At 65.8% G+C, this 16,432-nt stretch carries 13 protein-coding genes and 1 pseudogene; 8 read left to right on the top strand and 6 right to left on the bottom strand.

Annotation, left to right across the window (positions count from 1 at the left end; translation table 11 throughout):
• Window positions 1-2 precede the first annotated feature (2 nt).
• Genes ACIGJG_RS08660 through ACIGJG_RS08650 form a run of 3 tightly spaced genes read right to left on the bottom strand, consistent with a single transcriptional unit; the run spans window position 3 to window position 4,713 of the window.
• Window positions 3-1,538: a monovalent cation/H+ antiporter subunit D gene (locus ACIGJG_RS08660; protein ID WP_483673030.1), complete on the bottom strand. Its 1,536-nt coding sequence runs from the start codon at window positions 1,536-1,538 to the stop codon at window positions 3-5.
• The gene (locus ACIGJG_RS08655; protein WP_041679938.1) at window positions 1,535-1,888 is read right to left on the bottom strand and encodes a Na+/H+ antiporter subunit C; all 354 of its coding nucleotides are present in this window, start codon (window positions 1,886-1,888) and stop codon (window positions 1,535-1,537) included. Before ACIGJG_RS08655 ends, ACIGJG_RS08660 begins: the two co-directional genes overlap by 4 nt.
• The gene (locus tag ACIGJG_RS08650) at window positions 1,888-4,713 is read right to left on the bottom strand and encodes a monovalent cation/H+ antiporter subunit A (RefSeq protein WP_140951696.1); all 2,826 of its coding nucleotides are present in this window, start codon (window positions 4,711-4,713) and stop codon (window positions 1,888-1,890) included. The genes ACIGJG_RS08655 and ACIGJG_RS08650 overlap by 1 nt, the downstream gene beginning before the upstream one ends.
• Before the next feature lie 254 nt (window positions 4,714-4,967).
• Here ACIGJG_RS08650 and ACIGJG_RS08645 point away from each other — a divergent pair, with 254 nt between their 5' ends.
• From ACIGJG_RS08645 to ACIGJG_RS08635, 3 genes and pseudogenes are all read left to right on the top strand, one after another.
• Window positions 4,968-6,539, top strand: a complete 1,572-nt coding sequence (locus tag ACIGJG_RS08645) for an EAL domain-containing protein (RefSeq protein ID WP_011297840.1) — start codon at window positions 4,968-4,970, stop codon at window positions 6,537-6,539.
• A gap of 296 nt (window positions 6,540-6,835) precedes the next feature.
• Window positions 6,836-7,738, top strand: coding sequence for a SphA family protein (locus ACIGJG_RS08640; protein ID WP_049796417.1), 903 nt, complete (start codon window positions 6,836-6,838; stop codon window positions 7,736-7,738).
• Between the two features lie 105 nt (window positions 7,739-7,843).
• A pseudogene (locus tag ACIGJG_RS08635) lies at window positions 7,844-8,062 on the top strand (tripartite tricarboxylate transporter substrate-binding protein); the annotation flags it as partial.
• A 77-nt stretch (window positions 8,063-8,139) separates the two neighbouring features.
• On the opposite strand, the gene ACIGJG_RS08630 reads toward ACIGJG_RS08635, so the two are convergent.
• Entirely contained in the window at window positions 8,140-9,084 is a 945-nt protein-coding gene (locus tag ACIGJG_RS08630; protein WP_483673067.1) for a Bug family tripartite tricarboxylate transporter substrate binding protein, read from the bottom strand.
• 88 nt (window positions 9,085-9,172) lie between these two features.
• Complete coding sequence (locus ACIGJG_RS08625) at window positions 9,173-10,393, bottom strand: CaiB/BaiF CoA transferase family protein (protein ID WP_011297837.1); 1,221 nt, start codon at window positions 10,391-10,393, stop codon at window positions 9,173-9,175.
• A gap of 246 nt (window positions 10,394-10,639) precedes the next feature.
• On the opposite strand from ACIGJG_RS08625, the gene ACIGJG_RS08620 reads away from it, so the two are divergent.
• Both ACIGJG_RS08620 and ACIGJG_RS08615 read left to right on the top strand, forming a co-directional pair.
• The gene (locus tag ACIGJG_RS08620) at window positions 10,640-11,620 is read left to right on the top strand and encodes a Bug family tripartite tricarboxylate transporter substrate binding protein (RefSeq protein ID WP_011297836.1); all 981 of its coding nucleotides are present in this window, start codon (window positions 10,640-10,642) and stop codon (window positions 11,618-11,620) included.
• Between the two features lie 35 nt (window positions 11,621-11,655).
• The gene (locus ACIGJG_RS08615; RefSeq protein ID WP_011297835.1) at window positions 11,656-12,453 is read left to right on the top strand and encodes a crotonase/enoyl-CoA hydratase family protein; all 798 of its coding nucleotides are present in this window, start codon (window positions 11,656-11,658) and stop codon (window positions 12,451-12,453) included.
• 55 nt (window positions 12,454-12,508) lie between these two features.
• On the opposite strand, the gene ACIGJG_RS08610 is transcribed toward ACIGJG_RS08615, so the two are convergent.
• Entirely contained in the window at window positions 12,509-13,333 is an 825-nt protein-coding gene (locus ACIGJG_RS08610) for an IclR family transcriptional regulator (RefSeq protein WP_483673029.1), read from the bottom strand.
• A gap of 224 nt (window positions 13,334-13,557) precedes the next feature.
• Here ACIGJG_RS08610 and ACIGJG_RS08605 point away from each other — a divergent pair, with 224 nt between their 5' ends.
• The 3 genes from ACIGJG_RS08605 (at window position 13,558) to ACIGJG_RS08595 (ending at window position 16,431) form a co-directional block, all read left to right on the top strand.
• Complete coding sequence (locus tag ACIGJG_RS08605; RefSeq protein ID WP_011297833.1) at window positions 13,558-14,736, top strand: thiolase family protein; 1,179 nt, start codon at window positions 13,558-13,560, stop codon at window positions 14,734-14,736.
• Between the two features lie 115 nt (window positions 14,737-14,851).
• Window positions 14,852-15,619: an SDR family NAD(P)-dependent oxidoreductase gene (locus ACIGJG_RS08600; RefSeq protein WP_483673028.1), complete on the top strand. Its 768-nt coding sequence runs from the start codon at window positions 14,852-14,854 to the stop codon at window positions 15,617-15,619.
• Between the two features lie 47 nt (window positions 15,620-15,666).
• Entirely contained in the window at window positions 15,667-16,431 is a 765-nt protein-coding gene (locus ACIGJG_RS08595; protein WP_011297831.1) for a crotonase/enoyl-CoA hydratase family protein, read from the top strand.
• Window position 16,432: the final 1 nt, after the last annotated feature.

Below are 16,432 nucleotides of genomic sequence, written 5' to 3'. Positions count from 1 at the left end.
ACCTACCTCTCCGCCGTTTCCGGAACGCCGGCTGGCAGCACGGCGCGAACGTAAGCAGTGCGATCCTGCAGTTGCACGGCTGCCTGTCCGACATAGGCGCTTACCGGCGCGGCAAATGCCGTCAGCATGACGTTGCAGGCCAGCAGGAACGCGCTGCAGGCAAGCTTGCGGCCTTCGGGGCGTGAGCGGACGCGCGCTGGCACGGCGGCATCCTGCGACGGGTGGCTGCCATCGTGCGGCAGGCGCCACAGCAGGCGCGTGCCTGTGCGCGACGCAGCCACCAGCAACACCAGTCCGGATGCCAGGATGGCAGGCCAGTAGACGATGGCACTGTCGGTCGGTACGGCGCGCAGGATCATGACCTTGCCGAGGAAGCCCGACAGCGGCGGCAGGCCCACCGCCACCACCGCGCCGGTCAGGTAAAGCAGACCAGCGAGCCGCGTGCCGGCCACCCTCGACACCTGCCCGTCCGCATGCGGGGGCTCCAGCGCGTCAGCCAGCAGGAACAGCGCCGCCGTGCATAGTGTCGTGCTAAGCAGGTAGTACAGGGCAGCGGCCCAGGCGGCGGGCGTCTGCATGGCGACGGCAATGCCGAGCAGTCCAACGGAGGCGAGCACAAGGTAGCTGGTCAGCGCACGCAGGCTGGTGGCTGCCAGTGCGCCGATGGCGCCCACTGCCAGCGTCGCCAGCGCCAGCACCGGCAACCATGTCTGCATGAATGGCGCGAGCAGTCCTTGCCCGGCGCCGAAGACCAGTGCGTCACAGCGCAGGATCGCGTACAGGCCGACTTTTGTCATCACCGCGAACAGCGCCGCCACCGGCCCCGCGGTCTGCGCATACGCACGCGGCAGCCAGAAGTACAGTGGAAAGAAGGCAGCCTTGAGTCCGAATACCAGCATCAGCATGACACCCGCGGCCACCGCCAGCGGCAAATCTGAGGCCGGCAGGCCCTGCAAACGCAAGCCTATATGCGCGAGGTTTAGTGTTCCGGTCAGCCCGTACAGCATGCCGATGGCGACGAGAAAGAACGACGATGCCACAAGGTTCAGCAACACGTAGTGCAGTCCCGCGCCGATGCGGTCGCGCCCTGCGCCGTGGATCAGCAGCGCGTACGAAGCGATCAGCAGGATTTCGAAGAACACGAACAGATTGAACAGGTCGCCGGCCAGGAACGCGCCGTTCAGTCCCATGAGCTGGAACTGAAACAAGGCGTGGAAATGGCGGCCCGCACGCACGAGTTCAGGCCCTGCAGCTGCGAGCGCCGCCGGTGCCAGCAGCGCGGTCAGCCCCAGCATCATCGCGCCAAGACGGTCGAGTTGCAGGACGATGCCGAACGGCGCCTGCCAGTTGCCGAGCGCGTAGACGGCGATGCTGCCGCCCGCGGCCTGGTCCACAAGCAGCCCGGCAACCGGTACCAGCAGCAGCGTGGCGGCCATGCACACCACGCGCTGCGCGCGCAGCCAGTGCATCGGCATGGCGGTCAGCAGTGCACCGGCGAACATCGGCACAAGGATGGGAAGCAGCAGGACGTGGGTCACGGGCGGCCCTCCGTCGCTTGCGCATCGTTTTGTCCGGCCGCATCGACATGGTCGCTGCCTGTCAGGCCCAGCGAGCGCAGCGACAGCACCACCGCGAATGCCGTCATGCCGAACGCGATGACGATTGCGGTCAGCACCAGTGCCTGCGGCAGCGGGTCGGCATAGCTGGCGCCCGACGCGATCACCGGCGGCCTGCCGATCGTAAGCCGGCCCATGCCAAGCAGAAACAGGCTGATCGCGTACGACAGCAGCGTGAGGCCGAGCACGACAGTGAACGTACGCGCCCGCAGCAGCAGATAGATGCCACACGCACCAAGCACGCCGATTGCTCCGGCATAGAGCGCCGCCATCATGCGCCCTCCTTGCCCTGCCGCGGCCGCCCGAATGCCGCCGGCGTGTTGCGCACGCCCAGGTGCGAGACGATCAGCAGCGTGGTTCCGGTCACCGTGCCGTACACGCCAAGGTCGAAGATCATCGCCGTCGCGAGTTCGATTTCGCCGAGTCCGGGCACGTGGTAATGCCCGAACGCAGTGGTCAGGAACGGAAAGCCGAACGCTAGGCTGCCAAGGCCAGTCAACCCGGCAATCAGGATGCCGATACCGGCCAGCGCACGGTAGTCCGGGGCGATGCGCGCCTCGGTCCAGCGCACGCCGCTGGCCACGTACTGGAGCAGCAGCGCCACCGATGTGATCAGCGCCGCAATGAAGCCACCGCCCGGCAGGTTGTGCCCGCGCAGCAGCAAGAACACGGACACCAGCAGCGTCAGCGGAAGCATCAGCCGCGCGAGCATGGCCAGCAGCAACGGATGCCGTTGCGCCGACCATGCCTTGCCGTCGGGACCGGCCTCGGGCATCGGTAGCCGCATGCCGCGCAATAGTGCCTGCACAGCCAGTCCGGCAATCAGCAGCACGCAGATTTCGCCCATCGTGTCGAAGCCGCGGAAATCCACAAGCAGCACGTTGACCACGTTGTGGCCCCCGCCGCCCGGCACGGCGTTCTCGACGTAGAAGCCCGACACCGGATCGTAAGGCCGCGTCATCACCGCGTAGGCGCAGATGGCGAGCATGCCTCCGCCGCCGAACGCCAGCACGATGTCCCGCACCTGCCGCGTTGGTGCTGCGGCCATGGTCGGCTCCGGCGGCAGGTAGAACAGCGCCAGGACCAGCAGCAGGACGGTGACCACTTCAACCGAAATCTGCGTGAGGGCCAGGTCGGGGGCCGAGAAGCGCGTGAACAGCAGTGATACCAGAAGCCCGCACGTGCTCAGGAACACCAGCGCCGCCACGCGCTGGCGCCGAGCTACGACTACCGCCACAGCGCACAACGCCAGCAAGCCGAGGTAAGCCGCGCCCATTGGATCGATCGTTCCATCGGAGGTTGTCCCGGCCAGCGTATCCAGATCGGCGAGGAATACCGCTGGCACCGCCACCAGCGCGGCCAGCATCCAGGCCATGTAGCGCTGCAGCGAACCGTTCTCCATGCGCTGCGTCAGCGCGCGGGCCAGGCGTTCCAGCGCGGCAATGCCCGCTTCGAACGAACGTCGCGCACTCAGCGGTTCGATTGCCTGCTGCCAGCGCCGCAAGGCGTCGCGCCGCAGGAAGAACAGCGCCGCGCCGCCGGCCATGGAAACCAGGCTCATGAGCAGCGGCAGGTTGAAGCCATGCCACAGGTGCAGGCTGTAGTCGGGCAGCGGCGCGCGCAGCGTGGCCAGCGCGGTGGTTGCAAGCAGGTCGCCAACTGTATAGCCAGGCGCCAGGCCCACCACCAGGCAGATCACCACCAGCAGTTCGACCGGCAGCTTCATGAAGCGCGGCGGTTCGTGCGGCGGATAGTTTGGTACATCGGGGCGCTCGCCGCCAAAGAAGACACCGTAGATGAAGCGCAGCGAGTAGGCCATGGTCATGGCGCCGGCCACCGTGGCGGCTGCCGGAATCACCCAGTTGAAATCGCCGAGCAGGCCCTGCGCCAGCGTCTCGCCAAAGAACATCTCCTTGCTCAGGAAGCCGTTGAACAGCGGCACGCCGGCCATGGACAGCGACGCCACCACGGCCAGCAGCGCGGTATGCGGCATGTAGCGCGCCAGCCCGTGCAGGCGGTCCAGGTCGCGCGTGCCGGTTTCATGGTCGATGATGCCGGCGGCCATGAATAGCGACGCCTTGAATACCGCGTGGTTGATGATGTGGAACAGCGCGGCGACGGTGCTCAGTTGCGTGTCGAGCCCGAACAGCAGCGTGATCAGGCCGAGATGGCTGATGGTCGAATACGCGAGCAGGCCCTTCAGGTCCCGCTGCAGCAGCGCCAGTGCCGCGCCCATGATCAGCGTGACCAGGCCCGTCATGCTGACGAGGTAGAACCAGGCGTTGGTGCCATCCAGCACCGGGTAAAGCCGCGCCAGCAGGAATACGCCCGCCTTGACCATCGTGGCCGAGTGCAGGTAGGCCGAAACCGGCGTCGGCGCTGCCATGGCGTGTGGGAGCCAGAAGCTGAACGGAAATTGCGCGGACTTGGTGAATACCGCAAGCAGCACCAGCACCAGCATCGGCAGGTACAGCGGATGGCGCTGCACGTTGCCGGCCTGCGCCAGGACGTCGCCCAGTTCCAGGCTGCCGCAGATGCGCCCGAGCAGCAACACCGCCGCCAGCAGTGCAAGGCCTCCGCCACCCGTGACCGTGAGCGCCATGCGCGCGCCCTGGCGCGCGTCCTCGCGCCACGACCAGAAGCCGATCAGCAGGAAAGACAGGATGCTGGTCAGTTCCCACGAAATCGCCAGCAGCAACAGGTTATCGGCGAGCACCACGCCGAGCATGGCGGCCATGAACAACAACAGCAGGCAGAAGAAGCGCACTGCCGAGGCATTGCGCGGCAGGTAGTAGCGTGCATACAGGACGACGAGAAGGCCTACGCCGATGACCAGCAGCGCGAACAGGAAAGACAGGCCGTCCAGCCGCAGGCCGAGGTTCAGGCCGATCTCTGGAAGCCAGTTGACGCGCCAGACGAGCGCATGGTCGGGGTGGTCGAACACCGCTTCGCGCACGCTGAACAGCAGCACAAGCGCCGCCAGCGGGAAGCCGATGGTGATCGGTGCAACGAGCTGAGCGGCACGCTTGCCCGCCAGCCATGTCAGGACGGCGGCGACAAGTGGCAGCGCGATCAGCAGGACCATCACTACAGTCATAGCCTGACACCTGTTGACCCGAACGGGTCACGAATCCGGTCACGAATGGGCAGTTCCGCCACCGGTGCGTGAGCCATACTGCCCTCACCCTGCCTGAATTGTGCCCGCGTGGGCCGGCAAACGGACCCCATCCGCGCACGACGCGAAAAAATTCACTGCCGTGCAAAAGATTCTGAATACGCAATGTCGGCAAAGTCGCCGAAGGCGCGTAGTAATCTTGCGTACCCCTTGCAAAACGGTCTACTGGTACGCGGATGAATCGTCCCATGTTCCTGCTGATGTCGGTGGCGCTGGCAAGCGTCGCGGCGCTGGTCCCGGTGTTGGTCAGCGTGCGCGTGGCCGAGCAGGAAGCGGACCGGCGCGAACAGGAACACCTGCACGCCTTTACACGGGCGGCGGTGCTGCGCATCGAGCGCGTCATGACTGATGCCATCCAGGGCCTTCAGGAAATGGAGGCGCAGACCGATCCGCCGTGCTCGCCGGGAAACCTGCTCGCGCTGCGGCGCGTCGCCTTTACCTACCGCTATGTCAAGGATGCCGGCCGGCGCGTCGGCAACACGCGGCTGTGTTCGGCGCTGCTCGGCGATGCTTATGGCCGCGGACTGACACTGCCTGAGCAGGACTGGCAGGGCCTGGACGGGCTGGAATACTGGTTCTCGGTACGTAATCCGTTCGGGGCGCCCCGCCCCGAACTGCTGGTCGGCCGCAGCGGCCACTACGTCTCGCTGGATCCGCAGTCCATGGTGGATGTGGTCGACCTCGAGCGGCGCGACCTGGCGGCCGTGAGCCTCGGCACCGGTCGTCTGGTGGCGGCCAAGGCCGGCACGGACCCGGTGGAGATGGAACGCCAGTACGCCGATCCCTCGGCCCGCGACAATAGCCACTACTACGCGGTGGTCCGCTCCGCGAGCATGCCGTTCGCGGTGGTGACCCGGGCTCCGCGGGGCCGCCTGGTCTCCAACTGGCCGCTGTTGCTGGGCCTGTGCATCTTGACGGGGCTGGCGATCGGCACCGCGGCCGGCGCGCTGACGCTGCGCCTTGTTTCTCACAGGTTCTCGCTGGAATGGGCGCTGCGCAACGCGGTCAAACGCCGCCAGATCAGCGTGCATTTCCAGCCGATCATCGCGCTGGCAGACCCACGCTGTGTCGGCGCGGAGGCCCTGCTTCGCTGGCAGCATAACGGCGAGATGGTGTCTCCGGAACTGCTGCTGTCGGTGGCCGGGCGTGCGGGACTGATGGCACAGATTACAGACCAGGTGCTGGACAACGTCCTGCAGGATCTCGGCGACTGGCTGCGCAGCCATCCCGACTTCTATGTTTCCGTCAACGTCGACGTGCAGGACCTGAAGGCGCGCCGCTTCCTCGACGTGCTGAGCGCCCGCCTTCCCGGCACGGGCATTGGCGCACGGCAGATCCGTATCGAGATCACGGAGCACGCCTTCCTAGAGGCCGAAGCCGCCCGGGGCATCATCCAAGCCTTCCGCGATGCCGGCCACCCCGTCTATATCGATGATTTCGGCACGGGGTACTCGAGCCTGTCCTACCTGCAGAACTTCAAGGTCGACGCGCTGAAGATCGACAAGTCGTTTACCGACACGATCGGGCGCGATGCGGCGTCGAGCACGGTGGCGCCGCACATCATCAGCATGGCGCATGAACTCGGCTTTGAAGTCGTGGCCGAGGGCGTCGAGCATGAAGCGCAGGCGCGTTACCTGAAAGAGCACGGCGCCCAGTACGCGCAAGGCTGGCTGTATTCGCGCGCATTGCCGGCCGATGCGCTGGTGGGGTTCCTCGAAAGATGGCATCCCGTCCCGGGGGCAGCATGAACGCGTGCCGGTCCGTGACATGTCTCGCTGTTCTATCTTTGGGACATTTTTAATGGCGATTTGAAAACTTTAACTTCGTGGTCCGACGCGCCACGGCGACAATGCCGGGGAAACTGGAAAACTAAATTAAGCACTATCCAGAACGCCATAACTAACCAGACGCCCGTATCACCCGGCATCCGGCCCTTCGCGACCGGCAACGAGGAGCGAACATGCAAATTGCGCCAGCCCGATCGATTCGTCGCTTCCCTTCGCCCCGACCGCTCGTTGCCGGGCTGGCCGTAGCAGGCGCATGCATGGGCACCGCACACGCGACCGAAGGCGGCCTGGGCCGCCCGGTCACCGGCACCAGCGTGCTGCCCAATGCCGGCATCGTGGCGCCCGAGCCCATTACCGTGGTCAATTTCGGGGAGATCTACCTGAACGGATCGATCGGCGGCGGCCGGCAGGTGCCGGTCGTCGGCCAGACTTCGCTTGGTATCGACGCGGAGATCGCCTTCACGCTGGCCACGATCATGAAAGTCTGGGACACGGGCCCCGGCGCGTGGAACTTTGCATCCAGCTTCACGCTGCCTTATGTATGGACACAGGTCGGTGCCACGTTTTCGGCCGGCCGGCTGCAGGGACGCACGGAAGACCGCGCCTCGAACCTGTTCGACATCACGTTCACGCCGGTGATCGCCGGCTATCACTTTTCCCAGACGGCCCACATGGCGCTGAGCCTGAATATCTGGGCACCGACCGGGCAGTATGACAAGAACGCGCTGGCCAACCCGAGCCTGAATAACTGGACTTTCATCCCGCAGGTGGCGTTCACCAAGCTGATGCCAGAACACGGCCTGGAGTTCGATGCCGTGGCTGGCATCCAGTTCTATACGCGCAACAACGCCACCGACTACCAGAACGCTCCGCTCTTCACGCTCGATGCGATGGTGCTCAAGCGTTTCGCCAATGGCTTCGGCGCCGGCATTGTCGCAGGCACCACGCAGCAGCTCGGCGACGACAGCGGTCCGACCGCCGACCGGCTCAACGGTTTCCGCGGGCACGACTGGGCCCTGGGCCCGATCGTCACCTACGACACCAAGGTCGGCGCCAAAAGCAAGCTGTCACTGGGATTGCGATGGGTACCGACCGTGGCCAGCAAGAACCGCATTGACAGTACGAAGACCTTCATGGGGACGGCAACGCTGGTCTTCTGAGATCGGGCGAAGATCGGCCGAGGCGGCCCGAAGGCGCCCTGCTCCCGTGTGTCCTTGAGGTCTGGCGGGCCGGCACATTGGCGCCGGCCCGTCGGTCTTTTGAACGGCGTGTTCCTGCCGGCGGGCACTCAGCCCGATGTGCTGGCCAAGGTCGAGAAAATGTTCCTTGCCGCTTCGGCAAACCCGTCCACCGCCGCCAAGCTCGAAGCATTGGGCCTTGAAGTGGTGGCGCGGCCCGGGCAGGAGGCGCGGCATCGCATCCAGAAGGAACGCGCCGCATGGCGGCCCATCGTGGAGGCGACCGGCTTCGTTGCGGAGGATTGAACCGAGCGGGAACGCACAGGGCGTGCGTTCCCGCTTTGTACTCGGGGCTTGCGCCGGATGGCGCCCGCCCCTGCAGCTCAGTCCGCTTTAACCCCAAGCGTCTTCGCCAGCGGAATCCACCGCGCACGCTCGTCACGCACGAACTGACCGAATGCCTCCGCCGAGCCCGGCATCGGCTGCGCGCCGATGGCATGCAGCTTGTCCTGCAGGTCCGGCTGCTGCAGCGCGTCGTTGATGGCGCGGTTCAGCCCGGCAATGGCCGCGTCAGGCGTGCGCGCGGGTGCGACGACGCCGAACCACGCGCTCGCTTCCAGGCCCGGATAGCCGAGTTCCTGCATGGTCGGCACATCGGGCAGCAGCGGAAAGCGGCTGCGGTCGAGGATGGCCAGCGCCTGCAGCTTGCCGCTCTTTGCCTGCTGCATGGACGACGGCAAGGCATCGAACATGATGTCGACGTTCTTGCCCATCAGGCTGATGATGGCCGGCGCACTGCCCGCGAACGGTACGTGCGTGACCTTGAGGCCGAGCGATGACACCGCGTATTCGCCCGCCAGGTGCGTGATATTGCCGCTGCTGGCCGAGCCCATCGTCAACTTGCCGGGCGATTGCTTGCCCAGCGCCACCAGGTCTTTCACGGACTTCACCTGCAAGTCCTGCCGCGTGACCAGCAGCAGCGGCGACTTGCCCATGCCGGCCACGGGCTTGAAGTCCTTGACGGGGTCATACGGCAACGTCGTATAGAGCGCGCTGTTGATGACCAGCGGCGCGTTGGAACCCACGAGGAAGGTCTTGCCATCGGGTTCGGCTCGCGCCACGGTTTCGGCGGCGATGATGCCGCCCGCACCGCCCTTGTTGTCCACCACGATGGGCGTGCCGAGCTTCACGCTTGCCTGCTGGGCCACGAGCCGCGTGATCTGGTCGGCCGCGCCGCCGGGCGGGTATGGCACGACAAAGCGGATCGGCTGCGCGCGGGACCGGGCGCCTGCGGGTACGGCCATGACGCCAAGCACGGCCGCGGTCATCGCGACGGCCAGGCGCAACGGGAATCGGGTCTTCACTGCTGTCTCCTCTGGTTGGTATGTGTTCATGCAGCGATGCCGTCGATGTGGCCTACAGCACACCCTCCTTGCGCAACGCGGCAATACGCGCGGCGTCGTAGCCGAGTTCGCCGAGTACAGCGTCGGTATGCTCGCCCAGCGTCGGCGCGGAGCGCTCGTATGTGACCGGCGTGTCGGACAACCGGATCGGGTTGGCCAGGCCTGGTGCACTCACGCCAGCGCTGTGCGGCAGCGACAGCTGCATCTCGCGATGGCGTACCTGCGGATCTTCGAATACCTGCTGCATGTTGTAGATCGGGCCGCAAGGCACGTTAGCCGCTTCGAGCAGCTCGACCCATTCCGTCATGGTGCGCGCCAGCATGGCTTCGGCGACTTGCGGGATCAGCACCTCTCGGTTGCGGTTGCGGTTCCCGGCAGTCGCGAAGCGTTCGTCTTCGCCCAGGTCGTGCCGCCCGATCACCTTGCACAGTGCGCGATACTGGCCGTCGTTGCCGACCGCGACGATGACGTCGCCCTCCTTGCAGCGGAACACCTGGTACGGGACCATGTTCGAATGCGCATTGCCCATGCGCTGCGGAATCTTTCCCGACAGGAAGTAGTTGATCGCCTGGTACGAGTTGATCGTCACCACGCAGTCGAGCAGCGCCATGTCGATGTACTGGCCAACGCCGCTCACGTGCCGGTGTTCCAGCGCGGCGAGAATGGCCGTGGTCGCGTACATGCCGGTCAGCAGGTCGGTAATGGCGATGCCGGACTTGACCGGCCCGCCTCCGGGCTCGCCGTCGGGCATGCCGGTGATGCTCATCAGCCCGCCCATGCCCTGGAACACGAAGTCATAGCCGGGCAGCGATGCGTACGGGCCGCTCTGGCCGAAGCCGGTGATCGAGCAATACACGAGCCGCGGGTTGATGGCGCGCAGGTCTTCGTAGCCCAGCCCGTAGCGCGCCAGCGTGCCGACCTTGTAGTTTTCGACCACCACGTCGGCCTCACGCGCGAGGTCGCGGATGATGACCTGGCCCGCGGGCGTGGCGATATCCACCGTCACCGAGCGCTTGCCGCGGTTGGCACTCAGGAAGTAGGACGAATCGCGCGTCTCCTCGCCTTGTGCATCGCGCAGGAAGGGCGGGCCCCAGGCGCGCGTGTCGTCGCCCGCGCCAGGCCGTTCGATCTTGATCACGTCCGCGCCCATATCGGCAAGGTTCTGCGTCGCCCAGGGGCCGGCCAGCACGCGTGTGAGGTCCAGCACCCTGAGGTGTCCGAGGGCTTTCTTCATGGGTCTCCTTGCTGTTCTGGGCCTGTTCTGCCGCCACCGGTCCGAATGACGGAGCACGGACCACGGAGAAGCAGCGGAACTCAGCTTAGGAGTGCGCGAGTGTCAGTGTCCAATATTCATTTGTTCGAGAGCGATATCTAGCGGATATCGCGCGGCAATAAATGAATATTGGACGCGCGCATGCCCCTCCCCTTAGCCTTGGCGGCACAGACCCGTCGAACGGGCAAACGCATACGAGGAGACAACATGCAGGCAATCAAAAGGCGCGTGGCAGCCATCGCGGGCGTAACCGTCCTCGCCACGCTGGTGCTCTGTGCCGCACCGGCACGCGCGGAGTATCCGGACCGGCCGGTCAAGCTGGTGGTGTCGTTCCCGCCGGGCAGCGGCACCGACACAAACGCACGCTACGTTGCGCGCAAGCTCGAAGAGAAGCTCGGCAAGCCGGTGGTGGTGGAGAACCGCCCCGGCGGCAACAGCTTCATCGCCGCGCAGGCCGTTGTCGGCGCCGAGCCGGACGGCTACACGCTGCTGCTGGCCAGCAACTCGCCTGTCGCCACCAATGTGGCCATGTTCCGCAAGCTGCCCTATGACCCGGTGGCCGACCTGGCGCCCATTGCGCGGCTTGGCGTTGGCGCCATGGCGCTGGTGGTGCCGGCCTCATCGTCCTACCGCGACGTGGCTGGCCTGGTCGACGCGGCGCGCCGTAATCCCGGCAAGCTCAACTATGGCGGTGGTAGCGCCTCGTACCAGATCGCCACCGAACTGTTCCTGACCCGTGCAGGCGTCAAGGGCAACCATGTGCCCTACAAGGGCGCAGCGCCTGCGCTGACCGACGTGGCCGCCGGCCAGATCGACTTCGCATTTGCCGACTACGGCGCCACGCTGCCGCTGCTGCAGGCCGGCAAGCTCCGCATCCTGGCGGTCACGGGCGACAAGCGCCTCGCCAGCCGCCCCGACACGCCTACGCTGCAGGAAAGCGGCTTTCCCGGCTATTTCATGGTGAACTGGACCGCCGCGTTCGCGCCGGCCCGCACGCCCAAGCCGGTGCTGCATAAACTGGAGCAGGCCATCGTCGAGATCTACAGCACGCCGGAATCGGCCGAGTTCCTCGCGCGCACCAACTGGGATGTCTTTGTCGCCGGCGCCGACGAACTGCGCCGCTTCCAGCTCGCGGATATCCGCCGCTGGTCCGAGGCAGCCGAGCAGGCCGGCATTCCGAAGCAATAACGCGTTTTCAGATTCAGAAACGGAGAGACCACAACATGGCTGACTTCCTTCGCTACGAGCAGCAGGGCCACATCGTGACCCTGACCATGAACGAACCCGAGCGCCGCAACCCGCTGACCGGCAATACCGCCGTCGACGAGTTCCTGGCCGCGATCGACCGTATTCACGGCGACCGCAGCGTGCGCGCCGTCATCATCACCGGCGCGGGCACCGCGTTCTCGTCAGGCGGCAATATCCATGACATGGAACGCCAGGCCTCTGGCGAGGTGAGCGGCATGGAGATCCGCCAGGATTACCGCTGCGGCATCCAGCGGCTGCCGCTGGCGCTGTTTAACCTCGAAGTACCGGTAATCGCCGCCGTCAATGGCGCGGCCATGGGTGCCGGCCTGGACCTGACCTGCATGTGCGATATCCGCATTGCGTCCGAACGCGCGCAGTTCGCGGAATCGTTCGTGCGGCTGGGCATCATCCCCGGCGATGGCGGCGCATGGCTGCTGCCGCGCGTGATCGGGCTCTCGCGTGCCGCCGAGATGATCTTCACCGGCGAGTCCATCAGCGCACAGCAAGCGCTGGAATGGAACCTGGTATCGCGCGTGGTGCCGCCCGAAGAACTCCTGCCAGCCGCGAACGCCATGGCCGAGCGCATCGCGGCCAATCCGCCGCACGCCGTGCGGCTTGCCAAGCGCCTGATGCGTGAAGGCATGCATACGCGGCTGGACACGCTGCTGGAGCTTTCCGCGGGCTTCCAGGCGCTGTCGCACCAGACCGCCGATCATCGTGAGGCGGTGCAGGCCTTCCTGGAAAAGCGCAAGCCGGTGTTTTCGGGCAACTGAGGCGTGGACTTCAGGCGGCCGCCGGATTGCCCTTGCGCGCCGCCTTTGTTTCACATTACCCCGCTGCCCCCAGCGACCCCTCCACGTTGCGCACCAGGCTGACCAGCCGCGGCCCGACGTCTTCGAACAGTTGCTTGCTCTGCTGGCTGAATACAGGCACGGAGGCGGCGACCAGCCAGGCTTCGCCATCGCGCCGGGCGCGCATGGGCACGGCAATCGCCTCGATTTCCCGATGCAGATCGCGGTGGCCACAGCAGAAGCCGTGCTCGTCAAGGTCGTGCAGGGCCTCTTCCAGCCGGCCCTGCAGCCACGTCGCGCGCTGCGGATCGGTGGCGCGGAGTTGTTCCAGGTAAGCGTTCCGTTCCCTCTCACCCATCATTGACAGGTAGGCGCGGCCCGACGCCGTCCGCGACATCGACACGCGGGTGCCGACTTCCGGCCGGAATACACGGCTGCGCAGGCCTTGGGCGATCTCCACGTAGGTCAGCGTGTGCCCGTAGCCGACCATCAGTTCGACCTGACCCTCGATATGGTCGGCCAGTTCCTGCATCAACGGGCGCGCGAGTTGGCGCACCGTCATGCGCGCGAGCGCGGGCGCGGCCATGTTGACGAGTCCGACGCCCGGCACGTAGCGCGACAAGCGCTCCGAGTAATGCAGCAGGCCCAGCTCGCAGAGGGTATCGAGCAACCGAAAAAGGGTCGGCTTGGCCAGACCGGTCCGCTCCATGAGTTCGCGGCTGCTCAGCTCCTGCACGGTCGGCGAAAAGCAGTTGAGGATCGAAATGCCACGCGCAAGGGCGCTGACAAGGCGGGCTTCGCCTTCGGCGTCCGCGCTCGCAGCGGTTGGCAAGGTCATCGGATTATGTGATCCATTTGGCATATAAACGGCTGCTTCTCGGGTTTTTCGATACCAGCGTCTCAAAACCTGGATGGTGCCCTTCGTTTTTCCCGAAGTCAAATCGAGAGTCTTTAGATTTACAGAGGGCTTTTCCGAAGCCAGAATGCCAAATCATCGTATCGGACGATCATTTTCTGGCACCGAGGTCTCACTATCTAGCTCGTGCTGCCAACTGAAATCTGCTGCCCTCTTACAGGAGACCCTCCATGCAACAAGCCGTCATCGTCGACGCCATCCGCAGCCCGATGGGCCGCTCCAAGCCCGGTTCGGCTTTCACCGAACTGCATGCCACGGAACTGCTGGCCCAGGTGCTCAAGGGCCTGGTGGAGCGCAACAAGCTGGATCCGGGTCTCGTCGACGACGTCATCACCGGCTGCGTCACGCAGGCCGGCGAACAGTCCGCCGGCCCCGGCCGCGTGGCCTGGCTGGCGGCTGGCTTCCCTGACCATGTGCCCGCCACCACGATCGACCGCAAGTGCGGTTCGAGCCAGCAGGCCGTGCATTTCGCCGCGCAGGGCATCATGGCCGGCGCCTATGACATCGTCATCGCCTGCGGCATCGAGTCGATGAGCCGCGTGCCGATGGGTTCGGCCCGTATCGGCCAGAACCCCTATGGCCCGTCGATGGAAGCGCGTTACGCGCCGGGTCTGGTCTCGCAGGGCGTGGCAGCGGAACTGGTTGCCGCCAAGTACGAACTGTCCCGCGCGCAGATGGACGGCTACTCGGCTCGTTCGCACGAACTGGCCGCTGCCGCACGCGAAGCCGGTGCATTCCGCCGCGAGATCCTGCCGATCGTGACGCCGAATGGCGTGATCGAGCACGACGAGACCATCCGCCCGGGCACTTCGGTCGAAAAGCTTGGCACGCTGCAGGCCTCGTTCCGCAATGACGAGCTGAGCGCGCGTTTCCCGCAGATCGGCTGGAACGTGACGGCCGGCAATGCATCGCAGATCAGCGACGGCGCCTCGGCCATGCTTCTGATGAGCGAATCCATGGCGCAGCGCCTGGGCCTGAAGCCGCGTGCGCGTTTCGTGGCCTTCGACGTGTGTGGCGACGATCCGGTGATGATGCTGACCGCACCGATCCCGGCCAGCCAGCGCGCCATCAAGAAAAGCGGCCTCAAGCTCGATCAGATCGACCACTACGAAATCAATGAAGCGTTCGCTTGCGTGCCGTTGGCCTGGCAGAAGGCGCTGGGCGCCGACGCGGCGCGCCTGAACCCGCGTGGTGGTGCGATTGCGCTGGGCCACCCGCTCGGTGCATCGGGCGTGCGCCTGATGACCACCATGCTCCACGCATTGGAGGACAGCGGCGGCCGCTACGGCCTGCAATCGATGTGCGAAGCCGGCGGCATGGCCAACGCCACGATCATCGAACGTCTGTAAGGCGTTGACGGACCGGCCTGTGTACCGGTCCGTGCCGCATTTCGCGACTAGCCGTATTTCCGTATCCCTGAATCCCTGAATCCCTGAATTCCTGAATCAGAACTGGAGACTCAAGATGAAACTGACCGCAGATATGTCCGCTGTTGTGACCGGCGGCGCGTCCGGCCTGGGCCTGGCTACCGCACGCCGCCTGATCGAGCGCGGTGTCAGCGTGGTGATCGCCGACCTCTCCGAAGAACGCGGCAACGCCGCCCTGGACGAACTCGGTCCCAAGGCGCGCTTCGTCAAGGCCGATGTCTGCGACACCGACCAGATGAACGCCGTCTACGACGCGGCCGAAGCGCTCGCCCCGCTGCGCGCGCTGGTGCACTGCGCCGGTCTTGGTGCCGCGGTGCGCGTGGTCGAGAAGGACGGCTCGCCGGGTTCGCTGGAAAAGTACGAGTCGATCGTGCGCGTCAACCTGATCGGCACGTTCAATGCGCTGCGCCTGGGTGCCGCGCGCATGGCGAAGAACGAAATGATCGACGGCGAGCGTGGTGCCTGCGTGCTGACCGCTTCGGTCGCCGCCTACGAAGGCCAGATCGGCCAGATTCCGTATTCGTCGGCCAAGGCCGGCATCGTCGGCATGACGCTGGTGGCCGCGCGTGACCTGGCGCAGCGTGCGATCCGTGTCTGCACGATTGCTCCGGGCCTGTTCGACACGCCCCTGCTGGCCAAGCTGCCGGAAAACGTGCGCGCCTCGCTGGGCGCGATGGTGCCGCACCCGGCACGCCTGGGCGCGCCGGACGAGTACGCATCGACTGCCCTGCACATCCTCGAAAACATCATGCTCAACGGCGAAACCATTCGGCTGGATGGCGCTATTCGCATGGCCCCGCGCTGAGCCGCCGGTTTCTCTTCAATACCGATTCAAGCAACACAAGGACAAGCATGAGCGACACGCTGCAACTTGAAACGCGCGGCAATATCCTGCTGATCACGATGAACCGGCCCGAGGCGCGCAACGCCATGGACTTCGAGACTGCGACGGCGCTGGCCGCCGCGCTCGACCAGCTCGAGTCGCGCGACGACCTGAGCGTGGCCATCCTGACCGGTGCGGGCGGTACCTTCTGCTCCGGCATGGACCTGAAGGGCTTCCTGGCCGGCAAGCGCCCCAGCCTGCCGGGCCGCGGCTTTGGCGGCCTGACCGAAGCGCAGCCGCGCAAGGTGCTGATCGCCGCGGTGGAAGGCTATGCACTGGCCGGTGGCTTTGAAATGGCGCTGGCCTGCGACCTGATCGTGGCCTCGAAGGCGGCCAAGTTCGGCCTGCCCGAAGTCAAGCGCGGCCTGGTGGCTGCCGCTGGCGGCCTGATGCGCCTGCCGAGCCGGATCCCGTACCACATCGCCATGGAATACGCGCTGACCGGCAATATGCTCGGCGCCGAACAGGCGCATACGTACGGGCTGGTCAATCGCCTGACCGAGCCGGGCCAGGCACTGGAAGCCGCGATCGCGCTGGCCGAGGAAGTCGGTGCCAATGGTCCGATGGCCGTGGCGGTCAGCAAGCAGATCGTCAGCGAGTCCGCTGACTGGTCGGCGGCCGAGATGTTCGAGCGCCAGCGTCCGCTTGTCGCACCGGTGTTCACGTCATCCGATGCCCGCGAGGGCGCCGCTGCGTTTGCCGAGAAGCGCAAACCTGTGTGGACCGGCAAGTAAG

It is taken from the genome of Cupriavidus sp. C1SS-2L, from assembly GCF_057073735.1.
The sequence above is the reverse complement of the archived record's forward strand: the minus strand, read 5'-3'. Positions and strand labels throughout refer to the sequence as shown.

Coding starts and splice junctions, on each gene's coding strand:
- ACIGJG_RS08595 (WP_011297831.1), top strand. CDS start 15,667: ATGAGCGACACGCTGCAACTTGAAACGCGCGGCAATATCCTGCTGATC.
- ACIGJG_RS08625 (WP_011297837.1), bottom strand. CDS start 10,393: ATGAAGAAAGCCCTCGGACACCTCAGGGTGCTGGACCTCACACGCGTG.
- ACIGJG_RS08640 (WP_049796417.1), top strand. CDS start 6,836: ATGGGCACCGCACACGCGACCGAAGGCGGCCTGGGCCGCCCGGTCACC.
- ACIGJG_RS08620 (WP_011297836.1), top strand. CDS start 10,640: ATGCAGGCAATCAAAAGGCGCGTGGCAGCCATCGCGGGCGTAACCGTC.
- ACIGJG_RS08600 (WP_483673028.1), top strand. CDS start 14,852: ATGAAACTGACCGCAGATATGTCCGCTGTTGTGACCGGCGGCGCGTCC.
- ACIGJG_RS08630 (WP_483673067.1), bottom strand. CDS start 9,084: ATGACCGCGGCCGTGCTTGGCGTCATGGCCGTACCCGCAGGCGCCCGG.
- ACIGJG_RS08605 (WP_011297833.1), top strand. CDS start 13,558: ATGCAACAAGCCGTCATCGTCGACGCCATCCGCAGCCCGATGGGCCGC.
- ACIGJG_RS08655 (WP_041679938.1), bottom strand. CDS start 1,888: ATGGCGGCGCTCTATGCCGGAGCAATCGGCGTGCTTGGTGCGTGTGGC.
- ACIGJG_RS08610 (WP_483673029.1), bottom strand. CDS start 13,333: ATGCCAAATGGATCACATAATCCGATGACCTTGCCAACCGCTGCGAGC.
- ACIGJG_RS08650 (WP_140951696.1), bottom strand. CDS start 4,713: ATGACTGTAGTGATGGTCCTGCTGATCGCGCTGCCACTTGTCGCCGCC.
- ACIGJG_RS08645 (WP_011297840.1), top strand. CDS start 4,968: ATGAATCGTCCCATGTTCCTGCTGATGTCGGTGGCGCTGGCAAGCGTC.
- ACIGJG_RS08615 (WP_011297835.1), top strand. CDS start 11,656: ATGGCTGACTTCCTTCGCTACGAGCAGCAGGGCCACATCGTGACCCTG.